The organism is Ilumatobacter sp. (assembly GCF_049588435.1).
GTDB lineage: Bacteria > Actinomycetota > Acidimicrobiia > Acidimicrobiales > Ilumatobacteraceae > Ilumatobacter_A.
The window spans coordinates 1-18,113 of the sequence record NZ_JBAVYV010000516.1; the positions used below are offsets into that span (position 1 = coordinate 1).

Genomic DNA, 18,113 nt, shown 5'->3' on the forward strand with positions numbered 1-18,113 from the left:
GTTGCGCAGCACCACGCCGGGAGCGATCGCCCGGTCATCCTGCGGATCGCGTTCGATCGCCCGGTTCCAGTTCTCGTCACAGAGCCACGCGACGTTGCGACCGGCTGTGGCGACGTCGGCCATCATCGCGTCGGCGTCGGACCACTCACCGGTGGCGGCGATCGCATCCTGGTCCTCGAGGCGCATCACGTCCCCCGCGCGATCGGTCGTCAGGTGCAGCGCGATCCGCGCCCGCAGCAACGTGTCGTAGCACTCGTCGAGATCATCGAGGTCCTGGTCGATCACGTCGAGCCCGCCGGCCATGGCCCACCACACGGTCTGCACGTCGCGCAGTCCACCGTGCCCGTTCTTCAGGTCCGGTTCGAGGCGGTACGCGACGTCTGCGGACGCCGCCTGGCGCTCCTTCATCCGCGCCCGCAGCGCGGTCAGATACTCGGATCGCTGCGACTCCCACGACTTGCGACCGCGCCGGGTGACCTCCGCGGCGATCTCGTCGTCGCCCGCGAGGAATCGGGCCGACAGCAGCGCGGTTGCGGAATCGAGATCGCCGTCGACCAGGTCGAGCTGTTCGTCCACTCGCCGCACCGCGTGACCGAGCTTCACGCCCGAGTCCCACAGCGGGTACCAGAGTGCGCTCGCCAGCGGTTCGATCTCGGCCACGACCTTCCGCGGCTTGCAGTTGTGGACCAGCAGCAGGTCCAGATCGCTGTACGGCGCGAGCTCGCCTCGGCCGTATCCGCCGACCGCGAGGAGCGCCACGCGGTACTTGGTCGGATGTGCCGCGAGCGCCTCCTCGAAGAGCCCGATCACCCAGTCATCGGTGATCCGAGCCAGCGTCGTGCAGTACTCGCGACCACGATGGACCCCCTCGGGGACCACCTCGGCCGCGAGGTCGAAGTGCGAGCGGCGATCATCGGGAGTCACGCCCAGACGGTACTGTGACCGGAATGCGGCGACGACGTGATCATGTCACCGCTGTGCGAATTCTCGCCGGAGCGATCGCGACGGCCACCGTGTTCGCAGCCTGCAGCGGTGGGAGCGACAGTTCACCTTCGCCGACGGTCGTCACGACCACCACCGAGCCGGTTGCTCCCCGAGCCAACGACGGCATCTTGAAACTCGGTGCGCTGATCCCGATGGGCAACCCGGGCATCGCCGACTTCCTGACCACCTCACTCAACGCGTCGGTCGACGCCATCAACGAGAACGGTGGCGTGCTCGGCAATGACGTCGAGTTGAGCATCGTCGACGAGGGGACGAGCGCCGTGACCGCATCGCAGGCGATCGAAGAACTCGTCTTGGCGAAGGTCGACGCGATCGTCGGGCCCACCTCGTCGAACACCGCCCTCGGTTCTCTCGATGTCGCCGTCGCCAACGGGATCGTCAGCTGCTCGCCGACGGCGACGGCGATCTCGCTCGACGACTTTCCCGACGAGGGATTGTTCTTCCGCACGATCGCCACCGACTCGCTCCAGGCGAAGGCGATCGCCAGTCGCGCACAGGAGACCGGTGCGAGCAATGTCGTCATCGTGCACGTCGATGACGCGTACGGTCGCCCGTACGCCGAGGCGGTCGATCAGGCACTCGATGGTCCGATCGCCGTCGACATCATTCCGCTGACCGTCGATGACGACGACCTCAGCGACGAGATCGACACGCTCGTCGCGGCAGGCCCCCAAGTGGTCATCGTCCTGGGCGAGGGCGACGACACCGCGACGTTCCTCGGTGAGCTCGCCCGTCGCGACGACATCGACATTCCCAGCATCATCGTCAACGACGATGCCCGGCGGGCGGCGAACCGCCCGCTGATGTCGGTCCTTCCCGCCGAACTGCGGGACCAGATCGTCGTGATCGCGCCGCAGATCGTGGTGCGCGGTGGGTCGACCGGAGCCGACAATCCTCCGTTCGGCCCCCAGGTCACCGACTGCGTGAACCTGCTGGCGCTCTCCGCGGTCCAGGGGCAGTCCGATGCCCCGTCGGTGATCGCCGGGCAGATGTCGTCGGTGTCCGACGGTGGGGCGGTCTGCTCGGACTTCCTCTCGTGCAGCGACCGGCTCGCCGGCGGCGATGAGATCGACTACGACGGACCGACGGGCATCACCGTGCTCAGCCGAACCGGCGATCCGTCACGCGCGTTCTTCGATCGGCTGCGCTTCGACGACGACGGTGCCGACATCTTCGAGGACGAGTTCGCCATCCAGGCCTGACCAGCTGATCAGAGGATGTTCTTGATCGTGTCGAGATAGCCGACGTAGAACACACCGAATTCGCCGTACAGGGCAGAGCCCTCGTCGAAACGCATCGTGTAGACGACTTCCTTGATCACGTCGGGGCTCTTCGCGAACAGGGTGACGCCCCACTCGAAGTCATCGAGCCCGGTCGAACCGGAGATGACCTGGGCGACCTGACCGGCGAACGCCCGTCCGCTCGTGCCGTGCTCCATCATCATCTCCTGACGACGTTCGTACGGGGTCGAGTACCAGTTCGCGTGGGCCTCGCGCTTCTTGCTCATCGGGTAGAAGCAGAACGCGTTCAACTCGGCCGGCGGAATGATCGGATGGAGTCGGCCGCGCAACATCTCGGGCGGCATGCCCTTGGCATACTCGCTGACCTCGGTGATCGACACGTAGCTGTCGACGATGTCGACCCCGGCGTCACGCAGCGAGTTCTGCAGCGTGCGCTGCGTCCGCCAATCGGCGCACAAGGTCATGAAACAGAAGTCCGCCTTGTGCCCGAGGATGGATGCCGTGATCACCTGACAGTCGGCGGCCTCCGCCTTCCTCACCGCCGCGTTCACGGCCTTGCGGTCGACGTTCTTCTTGGGCTTGCCGAACAGGTGGACAACGCTCAATCCGTCTTCCATCAACATCGCGCCAGACTACGTGACGACGTCCGTCAGACCCACCCCGTCACACTCCGACACGGCCGTCACCACGCGCTTCGGGCGAGTACACGTTGAATGCGTCACCGCGGACGAACCCGGCGAGCAGGAGATTCGCACGACGCGCCGCCTCGACCGCCAACACCGTCGGGGCGCTGACGGCGACGAGCGCCGAGAACCCGGCCGCCCAGGCCTTCTGCACCATCTCGATGCTGGCGCGACCGCTCACGAACAGTCCGTACCCGGTCGCCGGGATCGGGGCGACGTCATCGATACCGAGCACGAGGGCGCCGACCACCTTGTCGACGGCGTTGTGGCGGCCCACGTCCTCCCGGGTCAACAACACGTGACCGTCCCGATCGAACACCGCCGCGGCATGGACCGAGCCCGTCGACGAGAACAGACCCTGTCGACCGAGCACGGTGTCCGCGATCGAACCGATCACGTCGAGATCGAACGGCGCCGTTGCGGGGAGCGGGGCCAGGCGGCCGTACAGCTCGTCGATGTGTTCGCTTCCACACCAGCCGCAACTCGACGACACGTTGCCGAGGCGCGGTCGCGGAGGTGGTGCGAGGCCGTCGGTCCCGACGTCGACCGCATCCGGCTCGGACCCGAGTACGTCGTCGATGTGAGAGCGCACGGCGGTGACGGGCGTTCCGGCGAGGAACCCCTCGGTCATGCAGAAGCCGACGGCGAGTTCGTCGTCATCGCCGGGGGTGCGCATCGTCGTCGACACCAGCGTTCCGTCGAGTCGGATCGACAGCGGTTGCTCGACGATCAGCTCGTCGGGGCGTTGGTGGACGGTTCGCTCCACGCCGCGACCGGACACCCGAGTGACGACGAATCGGTCGGTGCGCGCCCGTTCCATCAGGACGCCGCGACGGCGAGAGGGTCGTTCCCCACGATCATCGGCTCAGCCTACGGATGTGGCGGAGCGTGACGGGGTGGGTCGGGGTGGGTCCGACCCACTCCGGGTCAGCCGCCGGCGACCGCGGGGATGATCGAAACGGTGATGTTGTCGCCGACCGCCGTGTCGAGACCGTCGAGGTAGCGGACATCGTCGTCGTCGACGAACACGTTGACGAACTTGCGCAGCGAACCGTCCTCGTCGAGGAGGCGATCGCGCATGCCGGGGTGCGCCGAGTCGAGCGCCGAGATCACGTCGCCGAGCGAGCCCGGTTCGACCGCGACCTGCTTGTCGCCGCCCGTCAACGGACGCATGGTGGTGGGGATTCGAACGGTCGCAGCCATGTCCGGAATTCTACCGCCAATCCCTACCTGTCCGGTCGGGATTGAGCGGACCGATCGGGACGCGCGCTTCCCAGTAGGTTGCCCGCCATGCGAGTGCTCGCCGCGCCCGACAAGTTCAAGGGGTCGGTCAGCGCCCGCGACGTCGCAGCGGCGATCGGCCATGCCTGTTGGGAACTCGGCATCGACTGCATCGAGATCCCGATGGCCGACGGTGGCGACGGGCTCCTCGACGTGCTGGGCGGCGCGAACCGCCGGTCCACCGTGACCGGTCCACTCGGCGATCCCGTCACCGCCGGATGGCGGCTGTCCGGCGACACGGCAGTGATCGAGATGGCGCGGGCGAGCGGGCTGGTGCTCGCCGGCGGTGCCGATGTGAATCAGGCGCTCGACGCGACGACCACCGGAACGGGCGAACTCATCGACCATGCGCTCGATGCGGGAGTGAAGCGGATCATCGTCGGGCTGGGCGGCTCGGCGACGACCGACGGCGGCTTCGGTGCGATTCGGGCGATCTCCGCGATCGCACGTCTCAAGCAGGTGGAGTTGCTCGTCGCCTGTGATGTCACCACCACGTTCACCGACGCCGCATCGGTCTTCGGTCCGCAGAAGGGCGCGTCACGTTCGGAGGTGAAGCTCCTCGAACGACGGCTCGACCGTCTGGTGCAGATGTTCGACGAGGACTTCGACTTCGACGTCACCGCCGTCGAAGGGGGAGGTGCGGCCGGCGGACTCGGCGGGGCTCTCGCCGCGCTCGGCGGTCGGCTGATCCCGGGTGTCGAGCTCGTGGCCGATGAACTCGGCGTGTTCGACCACCTCGACATCGACAATCCCGAACGCGTCGACCTGATCGTCACCGGCGAGGGTCGGTTGGACGCGACGAGCTTCGCCGGCAAGGTCGTCGGCGGGATGCTCGAGCTCGGAACCGACGCGGGGATCCCGGTGGCCGCCGTGGTCGGCGATGCCGACCTCGCCTCGCTGGGTCACCACGTCGACTCGCTCGACGTCGCGGTGCTCAGCACGCGCTTCGGCACCGACGCCGCGTTCGCCGAGCCCATGCGCTGCATCGAGAGCGCGGTCGCCGACCTGCTCCGCGCACGACTCGGCTGACCTCCGACGACGTCACCGCCGTGACGGCCGACCCCGGATCGGTGCCGGCGTCCACCCCCTAAACCGACCCTGACCCCAGTTGACACGTGGTGTCGGCGAACGCCGGACCGCTCGATGGTCAGCGGCGGCGTCAGCCGGCTTCGGTGGTTGCGGTGCTGTCCGCCGGAGCCGTGGCCGGGACGTCGGCCGCCGGGTCGGGGGCCTCGGTGGTGGCCTCGCCACTCGAACCGCTGAGTTCCTCGAGAGTCTTGCCCGCCTGGTCGTCACCGAGCAGAACCAGCACCCCGGCGTCGCCGATGTCACCGCTCGCGGTCGGTGCCGGACTGGGCAGAACGAGGACTTCGACACCACCGAGGTCTCGGGCCACCGAATTCGCTACGTCCTGGGCACCGGCTTGCGCCTCGTCGTAGTAGACGATCGACTCGGTGATGTTCGGCCCGCTCGCATCGACCGGATCGACCACCGTGTAGCCGGCGAGTTCGAGGGTCTTGGTCATGTTGCCCGCCGAACCACCGACGGTGTTGGCGTTGGCCACGATGACCGATGCTCCGGTGGTCACCCGCGGCACGGTCGTGCTGGTCGTCGGCGCTTCGGTCGTCGGGACGTCGACGGAGATGACGGGTCCGGTGCCGGTCCCGACGGTTTCGTCGTCGGCCGGTTCGGCGCTCGTCTCGGTGCCCGACGCGTCACCGTCATCGGTGATGTTGTTCAGGATGAGGAAGCCGATCACCACCGCGATCACGGCGAGCGCGATCGTGAGCCACGATCCGACGGGCGATCCGCCCATCCCCTGGCGTGGTGTTCGCCGGGTCGTTCCGAGTGTGGAATCTTCGTTCGTCATGCGTGATGTCCTTCTCCGCCTCCCGACGAAGCCAAGCCGGCTCCGTCGTGACGCAGTTTGCGCGCCCGCAGACGCAGCCGCTTGAGTCGACGCACCACGAGCGGGTCGTGATCCATCGCCGCCGGGTCGTCGAGCACCGTGGTCAGTTCTGCATGATATTCATCTGGCGAGCACTGGAAGCGCGCGCGGATCACTTGGTCACGAGGTTCGTCGTTGTTCCACCACGATCGTTCGAAATCGAGCATGGCGGCATGACGTTCGGACAGCATCAACAGACAGGTTGGCCCGCCCGGAACGCAAATTACAAGCACCAGCCGAAATTGTCGGCGAGATCTCACCCGCGCGATGCCGGATCGGACGTGTTCCGGACGCTCTCGCGACCAGCAAACCGACGGCTTTGTTCGGCGACCTATGCTGCTGGCCGTGTCACGACCCTTCCTGATCGGCGTTGCGGGCGGCAGTAGCTCGGGAAAGACGACGATCTCCGAGCGCCTGGCCGAGATGACCGGTGAACAGCATCTCTCGCTGATCGAGCTCGACTCGTACTACCTCGGCCGCAGCGGCGAGTCGCTCGAACAGCGGAGTCAGGCAAATTACGACCACCCCGATGCGTTCGATTGGCCGTTGCTCAACGACCACCTCGCCGCGTTGGCCAACGGTGCGAGCGTCGATGTACCGATCTATGACTACGTCGACCACAACCGATCCGGGGAGACCCGAGAAGTTCGTCCGAACCGCATCGTGGTCGTCGACGGAATCCTCGTTCTGTACGACCGCGCGCTCCGCGAACGCTTCGATCTGAAGATCTTCGTCGACACCGCTGCAGACATCCGACTGATCCGTCGCCTCCGCCGCGACGTGGCCGAACGGGGACGAACCGCCGACTCGGTGATCGAGCAATACCTGTCGACCGTGAAGCCCGCCCACGAACGCTTCATCGAACCGAGCAAGCGCAACGCCGACGTGATCATCCCCGAGGGCGGCCTCAACCGACCGGCTCTCGACGTGCTGCTCGCCCGCGTCCGCGAACTCGTGTCCGATTGACGCAACCCGGGTCTTCCCGATCCGGGGAGCGAGGCTCAGCGGGTCACATGTACCGATCGACGTCCACGATCGAGCTGTAGATCATCTTGACCTGGGTGTAGTGCTCGATCGCGTTGGCGCCGTTCTCGCGACCGATGCCCGACTGTTTGTACCCACCGAACGGGAGCGATGCCGGCAACGTTCCGTAGTCGTTGATCCACACCGAGCCTGCCTGCAACGAGTTGGCAACCCGGTTCGCCCGGGCGAAATCGCTGGAGAACACGGCAGCCGCCAATCCGTACGGCGTCGCGTTCGCGCGACCCACGACCTCGTCCTCGGTGTCGAACGGGAGCACCGCCATCAGCGGGCCGAAGACCTCATCGGTCACGAACTCCATGTCGTCCGTGCAGTCCGCGTACACCGCGGGCATCACGTAGTTCCCGCCCGCCAACGCAGGATCGGTCGGGACGTCCCCCCCGATGATGTGCCGAGCGCCGGAGTCACGAGCCAACTTCATGAAACGCATCACCTTGTCGTGGTGTTCGGCACTCACCAGCGGTCCGATCGTGGTGTCCGGATCGAATGGGTCACCGACCTTCAGCGCCGCGACCCGCTCCGCGATCGGCGCGAGGAATTCCTCGTACACCGCGCGCTGGACGAAGACGCGGGTTCCGTTCGAGCACACCTGACCGGTCGAGTAGAAGTTGTTCGTCAGCGCGGCGTTCCGGGCGCTGTCCAGATCGGCATCGTCGAACACGACGATCGGCGACTTTCCGCCCAACTCGAGCGTGACCCCCTTCAACGTCGCCGCCGCGTCGGACATCACCGCCTTGCCGGTCGACACCTCACCGGTGAGCGACACCTTCGCGACACCCGGATGACGGACGAGAGCCTGGCCGACCCGCGCGTCACCCTGCAGCACGTTGAACACACCGTCCGGAACGCCCGCCTCGGAGTAGATCTCGGCGAGGACGCCCGTGGAGATCGGGGTCATCTCGGCCGGCTTGAAGATCATCGCGTTCCCGCACGACAGCGCGAGTGCCGACTTCCACATCGCGATCTGGATCGGATAGTTCCATGCACCGATTCCGACGCAGACTCCGAGCGGCTCCCGCTTCATCCGGGCGAACCCCTGCCCCGGGAAGTCGATCGTCTCACCGTGCAGCGTCGGGACGAGACCGGCGTAGAACTCGATCACGTCGGCACCGGTGACGACGTCCTCGGTCGTCGTCTCGGCGATCGGCTTGCCGGTGTCGAGGGTGTCGAGTGCGGCGAGTTCGTCGTTGCGCTCACGGATGATCGCGACCGCTCGGGACAGGATCCGGCTTCGCTCGATCGCAGGCATCACAGACCATGTCTCGAACCCGCGCTGCGCCGCCTCGACGGACGCTTCGATCTCGGCGTCGCCTGCCTGTTCCACCACGCAGATCGTGCGGTTCGTGGCCGGGTAGACGGCATCGAACGTCTCGCCGGACGTGGAGTCGACGTAGCGACCGTCGATGTACGAGCGGACGGTGGGAAGGGTGGTGGACGCGTCGACGGAGACCATGCCCATCACGCTACTTCCGAGCCTGCGGGCGTCGTCACCGAGGAGCCGATGCGGCGAACACGATCGCCGCGAGGTTCGTGATGAACAGCAAGAACGCGTTCCGCGCGGCCGAGGTCGACCGAGCTGGATCAGGATTGCGACGGTCGCGAGGGGCGGGACGAGGGCCACGGCGATGCCGACGCCGGGCAGCGCGGACGTCGTCGTTTGCCGCGTGCTGATGTAGCCGGCAGCGGCACCGGCGGTGATCGCAACCCCCAGGTCGAGGAGGCCGGGGAGCGTCCGGTTGGCGACCTCACCGGGTAGATCGGCCTCGGACACGATGTCGAACCCGGCGACCGCGCAGCTCAGACACCCCACGGCGACGGCCAGGAGCACCCCGAGGGAGATCACGAGCACCGACCGGATCAGCCTGTCGTTCTGCGCGCGCACGGTCGCCGCGGCAGCTGCCGTGATCGGCACCATCAGCGGGGCGACGAGCATGGCTCCGATCACGACCGCGGCCGAGTCGGAGAGCAGACCGACGGCCGCGATGCTTCCCGACAGCACGGTGAGCGCAGCGAAGCGGCGGAGACACGGGGCGAACTCGTCGCCGTCCGGGATCAACTCGTCGAGCGCCGCCTGTCCGTCTTCGGTCGGCGTGACCGACATGGTCCGCCGAAACCAGACGACCCGTCGAACCCAGCGCGGTCATCGTGTCGGCATCGTCGGCGAGATCGGACCCCGCGGGTGATGCGACCTCTCCATTCTCCACGACGCGACCGAACTTCCCTTCGAGGCTTCGCCGGGGTCGTTCGCGAATTCAGCCGGGCGGTGTTCGGTGGCCGTTCGGGACGTTCAGCGCTGCGCCAGCAACGTGGAACCCGATGCGGATTCGATGGTCAGCACCGAACCGTTCTCGGCGAGCACGAAGGTCGGGGAATCACCGAGGATCCCGAGGAACGCGGCCTCCTGATCGGTGATGTTCGGCTCGCACAGCATCATCGTGCTCGCGATCTGCTCGAGCACGAGTGAGTCGCCGTCCGTCGAGTACGACGTCGTGTACGAGTTGCAGCTGGCGTTGCCGCTGAGGCTCCCGTCCTCGCCGAACGAGAGCGTCGCCGGCGTGTTGGCCACGGGGGCTTCCCCGTCGATCTCGGTGACGGTCCATCCGCCGACCAGGCCGGATGCGTCGCCCGTCGAGGTCGAACCGTCCGACGGCTGGGAGTCTCCCCCGACCTGGACCAGCACGATGTCGCCGAGGTCGATGTCGTCGGTTGATTCGGGGTCGATCAGGTTCGCGGTATCGGTGGTCCAGATCAGCGAGCCGTCGGGACCGCTGATCGACGCGCGCACCGAGTACGAGCCGGTCGGCTCGAGGTCGGAGGGGTCGACGTTCAACTCGACCGGGATCGGAACCTGCTGATCTCCCAGTTCGATGGTCTGCTCGGCGACCACCGTCGACGACGCGTCGGCCAGGGACACGTCTTCGAGCGTGACCGTCGCGACGCCGCCGGGAACGAGCGCGATCCGCTGCGGATACGTGAGATTTCCGGTGAGCTGGATCGTGGCCTCGTCGGAGCCGGACGAGTCGGATCCACATGCCGCCACGGCGAGCAGGAGAACCGGAAGAAGAATGGTGAGTCGTTTCACGATGGCGCCCTTCGACGTGAGTGGTTGCGGAATCGTACGACGCGCACCCGCGCTCCACACGTTCATGAGGACACGCCACGGTCCACCGCACGTTTGCGCACGCGCGAAGCTGGGAAGGCCCGATTCGGAGCACCCACCATGACGTCAGAGTTCGCGACCATCCCCACGATGAAAGTCCTGATCGCGGTGGACGAAACGCCGGAATCGCGCGAAGCCGCCGAGGTGGCGTTCGGGCACTTCGGCCCCGACCACGACTACACGGTTGCCTCCGTCGGCCGCTACCAACCGCTCGTCGTCCCGGGCCTCGGTGTCGGAGCGGTTCCGACCGCCTCGGCGCTCACCGGCAGGCTCGACGACGAGGCCCAACGCGCAGCGCAAGCCAGTGCCGACGAGGTCGGTCGGGACCTGCCCGTCGATGTCGAGACCGCAACGGGGGTGGGTCATCCGGGCCAGGTGATCTGCGGCATCGCTGCGGAGCGCGAGGTCGACATGATCGTCATCGGATCGAGCCACAAGGGGTTCTGGGAACGGATCTTCGACCCCTCGACCGCCCGCTACATCGTGGAGCACGCACCGTGTCCGGTCCTGGTGGTGCGGTGAGCGACGGAGCCGACGTCCGCACCGAGTCCGACTCGCTGGGTTCGGTCGAGATCGAATCGTCCCGGTTGTGGGGAGCGCAGACCGAACGGAGCCTCCACAATTTCCCCGCCGGACACCCCGATCACGTCTGGGGACGCGAGGTCATCGAGGCACTCGGTCTGGTGAAGCGCGCCGCTGCGGCAGCGAACCGCGACGCGGGCGTGCTCGACGCCGACGTCGCGGACCTGATCGACGGGGCTGCCGCGGAGGTCGCCGGCGGCGATCTCGACGCGCACTTTCCGCTCGTCGTGTTCCAGACCGGTTCGGGGACACAGACCAACATGAACGCGAACGAGGTGATCGCCAACCGCGCCAACCAGCGCGCCGGCGAGCCACTCGGGACGAAGCATCCCGTCCATCCGAACGACCACGTCAACGCGAGCCAGTCCAGCAACGACGTCTTCCCGACCGTGATGCACCTCGCGACGATCGGTGCACTGCACGCGCAGCTGTACCCGGCGATCGATCACGCGGTGGAGGTTCTCGACGACCTGCGCGAGCGCCACGGCAACGTCGTCAAGGTCGGACGAACGCACCTGCAGGACGCGACACCCGTGACGCTCGGCCAGGAGTTCCGCAGCTGGCAGACCCAACTCCGCGGGGCGCGGGCATCGATCGCGAGCGCACAGACGATCCTCCACGCGCTGGCGATCGGTGGGACGGCGACGGGCACCGGCCTCAACGCGCCGGACGGCTTCGGGGCTGCCGTGGCGGCACGACTCGGCGAGATGACGGGCCACGACCTGACGGCGGCCGACGACCCGCTCGCCGCCACGGCGAGTCACGATGCGATGGTCGCAGTGAGTGCATCGGTCCGCGGTCTGGCGCTCGCGTGCATGAAGATCGCGAACGACGTCCGATGGCTGGGATCGGGACCACGCAACGGCATCGGCGAGCTGATCCTCCCGGCCAACGAACCGGGCTCGAGCATCATGCCCGCCAAGATCAACCCGACGCAGGCGGAAGCACTGACGATGGTGGCGACCCACGTGTTCGGCAACGACGCGACCGTCGCATTCGCCGGATCCCAGGGCAGTTTCGAGCTCAGTACGTACAAACCGATCATCCTCCATGCCACCCTCGACAGCATCGATCTGCTCGCCACCGCACTCGACTCGTTCACCGATCGATGCCTCGCCGGACTCGAACCGAACGCCGCCCGCATCGACGAGAACCTGCGCACGAACCTCGCGCTGGTCACGGCCTTGGTCCCCCACGTCGGGTACGACCTCGCGTCGAAGGTCGCGCAGCACGCGGCCGCGCACGGTGTCACCCTCCGGGAGGCCGCAGCCGATGTCGCGGACGTCGATCCCGACAATTTCGACCGGTGGGTCGATCCGCGCCGGATGGCGCACCCGCACCGGTCCGACGATCAGCGCGACGGCTGAGCCGCGACGATCGGTCAGCAGTCGAGGGCTTCGCGCGACACGTCGACGTGGAGTTGAGCGTGGCCGGCGTATTCGTGGGCCTCGTCGAGGTCATCGGATGCGAGCGTGAACGTGGACCAACCGACCACCCGCATCGGATGGCTGGCGAGGGTCGGCATCGTGTTGTCGTCCGGTCGCCACGCGTCGATGGCCGCATTCATCTCCGCCCATCCGGCCGCCGGGTCGTCCACGGTCGCGCCGAGGACATCACGGGTGACGCACGGGTTCGCTGCGAGATCCACCGCCACCCCGACCGGTGCACCGTCGATGCCCGACAGCAACCCGACATCCACATCGCCACCGATCGTCCCGTCTCCGTCACGATCGCCGTATCCCGGCCCACCTGGTCCGACGACGAGATTCGCTGCGGTCTCGGCCGCGGCCTGCGCCTCGCCGATCGACTCGGCGGACTCCCAGTCGGTGACCGCGCTCTGAATGTCCTCGATCCGTTCTCGAAACGCTCGATCATCGATCGACGTCGCGGAGGCGGGTGGGTCGTGGCCCTTCTCGTCGCTGCCGCAGGCGCTCAGCGTCAGGACGCACGCCGCGCCCAGAGCTGCGGGAAACCACCGGAAAAATGGTGGAGGATACGGCAAAGCCGACGCCCCCACGGGTGGGTATACGTCATCGTCGCGGCTTCGCCAACCAAGGATCACGGTGTACTCCAAACTCCTTCGTCGTGCACGGAAGGCGACAGCTCGACCCGACAGCGACGGTCAGAACGGTGTCACTCGGCCAGGACGGCGGTCTGATGTTCGGCGTCGTCGGAGTCGTGCACGCCGAGCGCGTCGAGCATGTCGTTCATGTGGTGGAACAGGATCCGCTTGCCCTCGATCTTGTATTCGTGACCGGTCGACGAGTCGGTGATGATCGCGGTGCGTACGGTCATCTTCTGGTGCATCTCGACGGTGAGGTTCGCTCGATCCAGCGTGTCGATGAGAAGCAGGTGCTTGACGAGGATGATGCCCTTCGCGTTGTTCGACGTCATCAGGTACAGCTTCTCGGGCGATGCCGCGAGGATGATCACCGGGGGCAACTCGCCCGACGTGGCTGCGTAGCGGCCTGCCGTGTATCCGGCCATGCTCCCGATGGACTGGCCGACGTCGCCGCCGACCGCATCGCCGAGAACCGAGCCGGCCGCGCCGCCTGCAGCGACCTTCCACGTCATGCCCTTCGGCTGGAAGTCACCGGCGACGGTGATCGTCTGATCCCCCGTTGCCTCGCGTGCCAGGTCGATCAGCTTCTGCCTGAGATCCATGGGGTGTTCGTCCCTTCCATCCTCGGTTGTGTGTTGAACGCTAGTCCTGCCGGAACCAGGCAGATCAGCCCTCCGGAATGTCGGCGCCGTCCTCGGCGAACTCGATGACGCATTGGCCCGCGACCGAGGTCGTCCTCGTCGACGAGGCGCTCGGCGATCAGGTCCTCGGGCTCGAGCACCCGCTGCGGGTCGTCGCGGCCGGACCGTCTTCGCTGGTATCACCATCAGCGGCGAGGTAGTCGCCCTGATCCGTGTCGTCGATGGCCATGTAGAACGCCGTTCCGCCGTTGACCGCGGCCGCGCGCGTTGGTTCGCTGTCGGCTGTGGGGCGCAGAACGCGTCCGGGGGTGTGGACTTCGTGAGCGACTCAGGCGTCGCCGGAGCGCGAGCTCCCTCGGCAACCGGTCGAAAGACGTACCACCGGCCTCTCCCGGCGACGCGGCACCCAGCGGTGCCGACCCGCGGCAGCGGCTACTCGGCGAGGAGTTCGTAGAGCGCCTTGCGGGCGTCGGTCAGGACCTGATGCGCCTTGGTCGACTGCTCGGCGGTGCCCATCGTCGCGACCTGACGAGTGGCAGCCGCAACGGCTGCCATCGCGTCCCGGAGGTCGACCGAGTTGTCGGACGTGGTGAACTGCTCCCACGGGGGCGCCTGCTCGGCCGCGGCTGCGGCGGCCGTGCGACCGTCATCGGTGAGATCGAAAACCTTTCGACCATCGTCATCGTTGCTGACGATCAGTCCCTCATCGGCCAGTTGCTGCAGCGACGGGTACACCGAACCGGCGCTCGGGCGCCACGTTCCACCGGTGCGTTCACTCAGCTCCTGCATGATCTGATAGCCGTGCATCGGCTGCTCCGCGAGGAGCGCGATCACCGCGGCTCGGATGTCGCCGCGCTTCGCCTTCGAGCGGCCGCCTCGGCCGCGGCCTCGACCGCCCCGTCCACGCCCGGGTCCATGGCCGTGCGACCCGTGACCGGATCGCCGGTCGAATCCTTCGTCGTTTCGTTCGTTCTCCGTCATGTCGTGTCCTCGTCTCCGGCGTCGTTCGCCGTCTCGGTCGTGGGTCTCGTTCGGGGTGGCACTCGCGTGACCTCGGTGTTGGCCGCCGGTCATCGTGTCGTCGTGTCGTGATCGTTCTCTCATCGTGTTGTGGTCGATGTCCTTCGTGTGTGTTCGACGCCTCGAGTGAGTTCTCCAAGCAACACTCACGATATATCGCGACTGTTGCCGAAACAACCCTCTTCGCGTGTCGCCGGACACCGGGCACGAGGGGCCCCGATCACAGCCACAAACGCAGCCTCCGCGATCTCGGACGGTTGCCCGAACCTGCCGAGCTTGATCAGCCGGCCGGCATCCCTGCTCGCCCTGTCGGGACGTTCGGCTCTTCCGCTCGGCGGCTGTTCGTGCTGGGATCGGACCATGGCAACTTCGGATGCACCGATCCAACAACCCGCCAATCGTCGCGATCCTTCATCGACCGTCGAACTCAGCGAGTCGGAGTGTCTCCACCTGCTCGACGGCGCCGACGTCGGGCGACTGGCCGTGCAACTCCCCGAAGGCGGGGTCGACATCTTCCCCGTCAACTTCGTGATCGACGAGGGTCGCGTGCTGTTGCGGACTGCGGCCGGCGCCAAGTTGGAGAGCTTGATGAACGAGCCCATCGTGGCGTTCGAGGCCGACTCCTTCGACTACTACGAGCACGCGGCGTGGAGCGTCGTCGTCAAGGGGCACGCATCGCTCGTCGTGGACCACAACGAGCTGTTCCGGCTGCTCAACGTCGAGCTCGACACGTGGCATCCCGAGCGCAAGCCGTACTTCGTGCGCATCTCGCCCGCGTCGATCACGGGTCGACGCTTCGCCATCCACCGAAGAGTCGAGCCGTAGCAGCGCGGACAGGTCAGGGTTGTTGCTGGAATCCGGGGACCGGTTGTACGACTGGCCCGGCGCCGACGATGTTGTACCGCTCGCGCAGCTCGAGAACCGACTGGTCCGCGACTGACCAGAAGTCCCAGTCGCCGATGAGGTCGACATTGCAGTCGAGCCCGCGTGCGATTCCGACCATCATCGTGTCCGGGTTCATCTCACCGGTCTTGGATTCGATCCCGGCGGCCTGGCCCCCGACGTTGATGCCGACGTGGAAGTCGAGGAGTACCTCCATCAGCAACTCGTAGCCGAAGCCCGACCGACTCATCCCGGCCTCGAACCCCGCCACGTTGATCTCGCCCGTCCCATCAGTGTTGAAGCCACCGAGGATGTGCGACGAGTCATGGGTGACGAGAAGTTCCCCACCGAGACTCTTCGGCTCTCCCGGCAACGCAAAGCCACGGGCCCGGTAGAAGTCGAAGAACGTTCGACCGAGCGTGTCCTCCGCGTACTCGCCGAGCGCGACGAAACGCTCCGCGAGGTGCTTGTCACCGACGGTCGTCTGGCGCGCTGAGCGAGCAGCGAGACGCACCGGGCCATAGGGCGAGTTCTCCGAGAACGCCTCGAACGAACGACGCCCATAATCGAGGATCAGACGCTTGATGTGGTGCTTGCGCGTGTTGTGCAGATCCTTCAACGACCCCGGCGACACACCGAGGGCAGCAGCAAACGCATCGACCGCATCGACCTCCGGCGTTTCGACCTTCATGTCCGCATAGGGCACCAACACCAAGAACTGCGTGACCGTCGCACGCTTCTCCGCGTCCGTCACCGCTTCAGCGAGCTCGACGGGAGACACCTTCGACAACGCGTCCACCTCGACGCCGACCTCGAACACATGCGCCGCAGCACCCTCGATCAGGCTGCGTTCCACCGGGCCCAGCTCACCCCCGGTCGCCGCGACCGATCGCATCGCCCCGAGTGTGGCCGTGGCCTCACCCGACGTCCATGTCGTTCCGCTCATCTCGTTCTCCATCGTTCACGCGTGTTGTTGGGGGTGAGACGGACAAGTGCATCCCCAGAGCCGGGTGCGAGAGTCGAACTCGCGACCACATGATTACAAGTCAAGTGCTCTACCAACTGAGCTAACCCGGCGGAGCGGACAGAATACCGGCGACCACAGCTGAGCCTCTATCCTCTCGCAGCAGTGACCCGGCTGTTCGTCGCCATCTGGCCGCCCGCCGACGTCGTCGACGCGCTCAGCGAGATCGAGCGGCCGCGCGACCAGGGGGTGCGCTGGCTTCCGACCGAGAACCTCCACATCACCGTGCGTTTCCTCGGTGACGCCGACGAGGACGAGGTGACCGACGCCCTCGACGAACATCACTACCCGACGGCCACAGCGGTGCTGGGACCCTCGTTCGACCTGCCGACCGAACGCTCGCTGATCGTCCCGGTGACCGGCGTCGACGACCTCGCCGCGACCGTGGTCGAAGCAACTCGGGGACTCGGAACCGAAGCGATCCGGAGACGATTCCTCGGACACATCACGGTCGCCCGACTCGCGAAACGGGCCCGACCTGCTCGGAGCGCAGGTCGGCGCTTCGACGAGTCGTTCGAGGTCGACGAGATCGCCCTGGTGGCGAGCACGCTCACCCCCGACGGCGCCCGCTACGAAACCGTCGCCACCTGGCCGACCCACTGACCACGACCGCGTCCCAGGTTTCTCGTCGCGCTTCGTCCCGGACTCCGACGAGATCCGCGACGAGAACCTCGAGGTGCCCGAACCCGCTCCTGGCGCTCGGGCAGCGTCGACTCAGCGGCTGACGCGCGACCTGATCTGGGTGACCTGGTAGGTCGACAGCGCGGCGGCGGCCGACACGTTGAGCGAACTGACGCCACCGAGCATCGGGATCGACACGATCGAATCGCAGCGCTCGCGGACCAGCCGCGACAGGCCGGCTCCCTCGGCACCGAGGACGAGACAGATCGGCTCGGCGGCGAGATCGCCGAGTTCGAACAGATCGGTGTCGGCCGCATCGTCGAGTCCGACGATCCAGATCCCGTGCTCCTTGATCTGCTTGAGCACGGCCGGCAATCCGGGCACGAGCGCGATCGGGACGAACTCGACCGCTCCCGCTGCGGCCTTCGCGACCGTCGGGGTCACGTGGACGGCTCGATGTCGCGGCAGCAACATGCCGGTCACACCGGCGCCGTCGCAGCTGCGCACGATCGCACCGAGGTTGCCGGGGTCGGTCACGCCGTCGACGGCGACGAGGAACGGCGAGATCTTCCCGTCGCCACGCAGGAGATCGCCGAGATCGGCCTCGGGGAGCTCGGCGGCGGTCGCGAGCACACCCTGGGGCGCCTCGCTGCGGGCCTCCTTCTCCAACCGACCCTTGGCGACGTACACGATGTTGACGCGCTGCGCGTTGGCGATCGTGACGATGTCGTCGACACCCGCATCGCCTTCCAACTCCGAACTGATCCAGATCTCGTACACCTTGCGCCGCCCGGCGATCAGCATCTCGCGCACCGCCTGACGTCCCTCGACCTGACGGCCACCGAGACCCTTCGGCGCTCCCGCCGAGCCCTTCGGCCGATCGGTTCCGCGTCCGGGATTTCGCCGCGACGGACCCTGGCTC

20 protein-coding genes, 1 tRNA gene and 1 pseudogene are annotated in these 18,113 nt (G+C 67.0%); 7 read left to right on the forward strand and 15 right to left on the reverse strand.

Features of this window, described 5'->3' with window-relative positions; genetic code table 11:
- The coding region (locus WBV89_RS19270; protein ID WP_423982947.1) for a nucleotidyltransferase domain-containing protein at nt 1-924 on the reverse strand (924 nt) is incomplete at its 3' end.
- Nucleotides 925-947: 23 nt separating this feature from the next.
- Here WBV89_RS19270 and WBV89_RS19275 point away from each other — a divergent pair.
- Entirely contained in the window at nt 948-2,207 is a 1,260-nt protein-coding gene (locus WBV89_RS19275; protein ID WP_423982948.1) for an ABC transporter substrate-binding protein, read from the forward strand.
- A gap of 8 nt (nt 2,208-2,215) precedes the next feature.
- On the opposite strand, the gene WBV89_RS19280 is transcribed toward WBV89_RS19275, so the two are convergent.
- The 3 genes from WBV89_RS19280 to WBV89_RS19290 all read right to left on the reverse strand — a co-directional run bounded on the left by WBV89_RS19280 (nt 2,216) and on the right by WBV89_RS19290 (nt 4,132).
- Entirely contained in the window at nt 2,216-2,869 is a 654-nt protein-coding gene (locus WBV89_RS19280) for a chlorite dismutase family protein (protein WP_423982949.1), read from the reverse strand.
- Nucleotides 2,870-2,909: 40 nt separating this feature from the next.
- Nucleotides 2,910-3,695, reverse strand: a complete 786-nt coding sequence (gene fdhD, locus WBV89_RS19285; RefSeq protein ID WP_423982950.1) for a formate dehydrogenase accessory sulfurtransferase FdhD — start codon at nt 3,693-3,695, stop codon at nt 2,910-2,912.
- Nucleotides 3,696-3,856: 161 nt separating this feature from the next.
- Nucleotides 3,857-4,132: a MoaD/ThiS family protein gene (locus tag WBV89_RS19290; RefSeq protein WP_423982951.1), complete on the reverse strand. Its 276-nt coding sequence runs from the start codon at nt 4,130-4,132 to the stop codon at nt 3,857-3,859.
- An 87-nt stretch (nt 4,133-4,219) separates the two neighbouring features.
- Between WBV89_RS19290 and WBV89_RS19295 the strand changes: the two genes are divergently transcribed.
- On the forward strand, nt 4,220-5,239 hold the full coding sequence (locus WBV89_RS19295) for a glycerate kinase (protein WP_423982952.1): 1,020 nt from the start codon (nt 4,220-4,222) through the stop codon (nt 5,237-5,239).
- Nucleotides 5,240-5,369: 130 nt separating this feature from the next.
- Here the strand turns inward: WBV89_RS19295 and WBV89_RS19300 are convergent, their stop codons facing one another.
- On the reverse strand, nt 5,370-6,080 hold the full coding sequence (locus WBV89_RS19300; protein WP_423982953.1) for a LytR C-terminal domain-containing protein: 711 nt from the start codon (nt 6,078-6,080) through the stop codon (nt 5,370-5,372).
- Nucleotides 6,077-6,349 (reverse strand): DUF3263 domain-containing protein, encoded by a 273-nt coding sequence (locus WBV89_RS19305; protein ID WP_423982954.1) that lies wholly within the window; start codon nt 6,347-6,349, stop codon nt 6,077-6,079. The genes WBV89_RS19300 and WBV89_RS19305 overlap by 4 nt, the downstream gene beginning before the upstream one ends.
- A 154-nt stretch (nt 6,350-6,503) precedes the next feature.
- Here WBV89_RS19305 and udk point away from each other — a divergent pair, with 154 nt between their 5' ends.
- The gene (udk, locus tag WBV89_RS19310; RefSeq protein WP_423982955.1) at nt 6,504-7,124 is read left to right on the forward strand and encodes a uridine kinase; all 621 of its coding nucleotides are present in this window, start codon (nt 6,504-6,506) and stop codon (nt 7,122-7,124) included.
- A gap of 43 nt (nt 7,125-7,167) precedes the next feature.
- On the opposite strand, the gene betB is transcribed toward udk, so the two are convergent.
- The 3 genes and pseudogenes from betB to WBV89_RS19325 all read right to left on the reverse strand — a co-directional run bounded on the left by betB (nt 7,168) and on the right by WBV89_RS19325 (nt 10,281).
- Nucleotides 7,168-8,652 (reverse strand): betaine-aldehyde dehydrogenase, encoded by a 1,485-nt coding sequence (gene betB, locus WBV89_RS19315; protein ID WP_423982966.1) that lies wholly within the window; start codon nt 8,650-8,652, stop codon nt 7,168-7,170.
- A gap of 120 nt (nt 8,653-8,772) precedes the next feature.
- A pseudogene (locus WBV89_RS19320) lies at nt 8,773-9,300 on the reverse strand (DUF389 domain-containing protein); the annotation flags it as partial.
- A 186-nt stretch (nt 9,301-9,486) separates the two neighbouring features.
- Nucleotides 9,487-10,281: an META domain-containing protein gene (locus tag WBV89_RS19325; protein ID WP_423982956.1), complete on the reverse strand. Its 795-nt coding sequence runs from the start codon at nt 10,279-10,281 to the stop codon at nt 9,487-9,489.
- 168 nt (nt 10,282-10,449) lie between these two features.
- Here WBV89_RS19325 and WBV89_RS19330 point away from each other — a divergent pair, with 168 nt between their 5' ends.
- Complete coding sequence (locus tag WBV89_RS19330; RefSeq protein WP_423982957.1) at nt 10,450-10,881, forward strand: universal stress protein; 432 nt, start codon at nt 10,450-10,452, stop codon at nt 10,879-10,881.
- Nucleotides 10,878-12,308 (forward strand): class II fumarate hydratase, encoded by a 1,431-nt coding sequence (locus WBV89_RS19335; RefSeq protein WP_423982958.1) that lies wholly within the window; start codon nt 10,878-10,880, stop codon nt 12,306-12,308. The genes WBV89_RS19330 and WBV89_RS19335 overlap by 4 nt, the downstream gene beginning before the upstream one ends.
- Nucleotides 12,309-12,322: 14 nt before the next feature.
- On the opposite strand, the gene WBV89_RS19340 is transcribed toward WBV89_RS19335, so the two are convergent.
- The 3 genes from WBV89_RS19340 to WBV89_RS19350 form a co-directional block, all read right to left on the reverse strand.
- Nucleotides 12,323-12,958, reverse strand: coding sequence for a hypothetical protein (locus tag WBV89_RS19340; protein WP_423982959.1), 636 nt, complete (start codon nt 12,956-12,958; stop codon nt 12,323-12,325).
- Between the two features lie 116 nt (nt 12,959-13,074).
- Nucleotides 13,075-13,605 (reverse strand): hypothetical protein, encoded by a 531-nt coding sequence (locus WBV89_RS19345; RefSeq protein WP_423982960.1) that lies wholly within the window; start codon nt 13,603-13,605, stop codon nt 13,075-13,077.
- Between the two features lie 471 nt (nt 13,606-14,076).
- Nucleotides 14,077-14,625 (reverse strand): PadR family transcriptional regulator, encoded by a 549-nt coding sequence (locus WBV89_RS19350; RefSeq protein WP_423982961.1) that lies wholly within the window; start codon nt 14,623-14,625, stop codon nt 14,077-14,079.
- A gap of 399 nt (nt 14,626-15,024) precedes the next feature.
- On the opposite strand from WBV89_RS19350, the gene WBV89_RS19355 reads away from it, so the two are divergent.
- A complete protein-coding gene (locus WBV89_RS19355) occupies nt 15,025-15,489 on the forward strand; it encodes a pyridoxamine 5'-phosphate oxidase family protein (protein WP_423982962.1) in 465 nt (154 codons plus the stop codon).
- A gap of 13 nt (nt 15,490-15,502) precedes the next feature.
- Here the strand turns inward: WBV89_RS19355 and WBV89_RS19360 are convergent, their stop codons facing one another.
- On the reverse strand, nt 15,503-16,492 hold the full coding sequence (locus tag WBV89_RS19360) for a hypothetical protein (RefSeq protein ID WP_423982963.1): 990 nt from the start codon (nt 16,490-16,492) through the stop codon (nt 15,503-15,505).
- 58 nt (nt 16,493-16,550) lie between these two features.
- Nucleotides 16,551-16,623, reverse strand: a tRNA-Thr gene (locus WBV89_RS19365).
- Between the two features lie 52 nt (nt 16,624-16,675).
- On the opposite strand from WBV89_RS19365, the gene thpR reads away from it, so the two are divergent.
- Nucleotides 16,676-17,173 (forward strand): RNA 2',3'-cyclic phosphodiesterase, encoded by a 498-nt coding sequence (gene thpR / locus WBV89_RS19370; RefSeq protein WP_423982964.1) that lies wholly within the window; start codon nt 16,676-16,678, stop codon nt 17,171-17,173.
- A gap of 111 nt (nt 17,174-17,284) precedes the next feature.
- Here thpR and rlmB read toward each other — a convergent pair.
- A partial coding sequence (gene rlmB, locus WBV89_RS19375) for a 23S rRNA (guanosine(2251)-2'-O)-methyltransferase RlmB (RefSeq protein WP_423982965.1) occupies nt 17,285-18,113 on the reverse strand: 829 nt, incomplete at its 5' end.

What these genes read in the sequence shown, in the direction of transcription:
- WBV89_RS19275 (WP_423982948.1), top strand. Translation starts at nt 948, where the DNA reads ATGCGGCGACGACGTGATCATGTCACCGCTGTGCGAATTCTCGCCGGA.
- WBV89_RS19280 (WP_423982949.1), bottom strand. Translation starts at nt 2,869, where the DNA reads ATGTTGATGGAAGACGGATTGAGCGTTGTCCACCTGTTCGGCAAGCCC.
- WBV89_RS19290 (WP_423982951.1), bottom strand. Translation starts at nt 4,132, where the DNA reads ATGGCTGCGACCGTTCGAATCCCCACCACCATGCGTCCGTTGACGGGC.
- WBV89_RS19295 (WP_423982952.1), top strand. Translation starts at nt 4,220, where the DNA reads ATGCGAGTGCTCGCCGCGCCCGACAAGTTCAAGGGGTCGGTCAGCGCC.
- WBV89_RS19300 (WP_423982953.1), bottom strand. Translation starts at nt 6,080, where the DNA reads ATGACGAACGAAGATTCCACACTCGGAACGACCCGGCGAACACCACGC.
- WBV89_RS19305 (WP_423982954.1), bottom strand. Translation starts at nt 6,349, where the DNA reads ATGCTGTCCGAACGTCATGCCGCCATGCTCGATTTCGAACGATCGTGG.
- betB (WP_423982966.1), bottom strand. Translation starts at nt 8,652, where the DNA reads ATGGTCTCCGTCGACGCGTCCACCACCCTTCCCACCGTCCGCTCGTAC.
- WBV89_RS19330 (WP_423982957.1), top strand. Translation starts at nt 10,450, where the DNA reads ATGAAAGTCCTGATCGCGGTGGACGAAACGCCGGAATCGCGCGAAGCC.
- WBV89_RS19345 (WP_423982960.1), bottom strand. Translation starts at nt 13,605, where the DNA reads ATGGATCTCAGGCAGAAGCTGATCGACCTGGCACGCGAGGCAACGGGG.
- WBV89_RS19350 (WP_423982961.1), bottom strand. Translation starts at nt 14,625, where the DNA reads ATGACGGAGAACGAACGAAACGACGAAGGATTCGACCGGCGATCCGGT.
- WBV89_RS19355 (WP_423982962.1), top strand. Translation starts at nt 15,025, where the DNA reads ATGGCAACTTCGGATGCACCGATCCAACAACCCGCCAATCGTCGCGAT.
- WBV89_RS19360 (WP_423982963.1), bottom strand. Translation starts at nt 16,492, where the DNA reads ATGAGCGGAACGACATGGACGTCGGGTGAGGCCACGGCCACACTCGGG.